The 1,214-nt window shown below is 46.7% G+C and carries 2 protein-coding genes and 1 pseudogene; 2 read left to right on the plus strand and 1 reads right to left on the minus strand.

The features are described 5' to 3' along the window. Both ICN48_RS13655 and ICN48_RS13660 read left to right on the plus strand, forming a co-directional pair. Window positions 1-461: pseudogene (locus ICN48_RS13655) on the plus strand (hypothetical protein); the annotation flags it as partial. A gap of 111 nt (window positions 462-572) precedes the next feature. After that, complete coding sequence (locus ICN48_RS13660; protein WP_216154232.1) at window positions 573-710, plus strand: hypothetical protein; 138 nt, start codon at window positions 573-575, stop codon at window positions 708-710. A gap of 111 nt (window positions 711-821) precedes the next feature. Here ICN48_RS13660 and ICN48_RS14025 read toward each other — a convergent pair whose 3' ends face one another. Next, window positions 822-944, minus strand: coding sequence for a hypothetical protein (locus ICN48_RS14025; RefSeq protein ID WP_255539587.1), 123 nt, complete (start codon window positions 942-944; stop codon window positions 822-824). Window positions 945-1,214: the final 270 nt, after the last annotated feature.

Below are 1,214 nucleotides of genomic sequence, written 5' to 3' on the forward strand. Positions count from 1 at the left end.
CGCAGATCCAATCGCTTACCAGCACAGAAGTAGCAGGCCTTAGCGCTACTCAATTGGGCTACAAGGATGCATCGGGACATACCGTCTTGACTGATTTAACTGCCACTCAAATTGCAGCGCTTACCAGCATTCAAATTGCAGCCTTAACCACTGCGCAGATCCAATCGCTTACCAGCACAGAAGTAGCAGGCCTTAGCGCTCCTCAATTGGGCTGCAAGGATGCATCGGGTAATAGCGTATTAGCTGATTTAACTGCCACTCAAATTGCAGCACTTACCAGCACTCCGCTTACCAGCACTCAAATTGCAGGCCTTAGCAGTACTCAATTGGGCTCCCAGGCCATCACATCGGAGCTGGTTCAGGCAATGTCCTTAACATACAGTAGCCCAGCATCAGCTCAAATCATCACAAACGCCAGCAATGTTTTGACCCAATATAATTCGTTTTTGGCGGCTCATTGATGCCATAAATATTAAATCGCTCCTTGTGATTCTTGATGGGTAAGGCATAGTTTGCCAATGAACAGCGAGTAACTACTAAACCTTGCATTGGGGCTATCTAAATCATGGTCAGTGAAAAAAGTAGGATCCCCATCTTCTGATGGGGATCAAACAGATGTAGCAGAGATGCGGCGCCGCTTAGAGTGCTTGCCTGAAAAGTTGGAAGCCTTAGCTCAGTGCAAAACAGCGCAAAAGAAACAACCCAAGTAATTACTGAGAACTAAGGCAGCAGTACCGCCTACTCGATTTACTCATCATTGCCAAGATGGCCAAAAGCGTCTATTACCACTGGATTAAGGTCGACAGCAAGGTGATACTGATCTAAGTATGAAGACCCAGATCAGCAATATCTTCCATCAGCATCAAGGTAGCAACGGTTATCGCCGTGTTCAATTGACCTTGCTTAACCAGAGGCGATACCTTAATTGTAAGGCCATAGCTCATGGGCCAATTTCAGCCCAAAGGAGGGTTAAAGTCAAATCATTGTATTGGTCCAATACATTAAGTGGCGCAATTAATCGATTTAAGCTAAAAGGGTCTTAACGGGGTCGGCACAGAAAACGGATCGTATAGCACGCTAAGGTCGATCTAGCGGCCGTAAAGGTCGGTATTTATTGGGCCCTAGTTTGGCGCCCAGCCAAACGTAATCCCCGGTCAAGTTGACATGTTCCCAACCCAGAGGCGACAAGTATTGGAATAACTCTGCATCGCTTG

Source organism: Polynucleobacter sp. JS-Safj-400b-B2, from assembly GCF_018881975.1.
Lineage (GTDB): Bacteria > Pseudomonadota > Gammaproteobacteria > Burkholderiales > Burkholderiaceae > Polynucleobacter.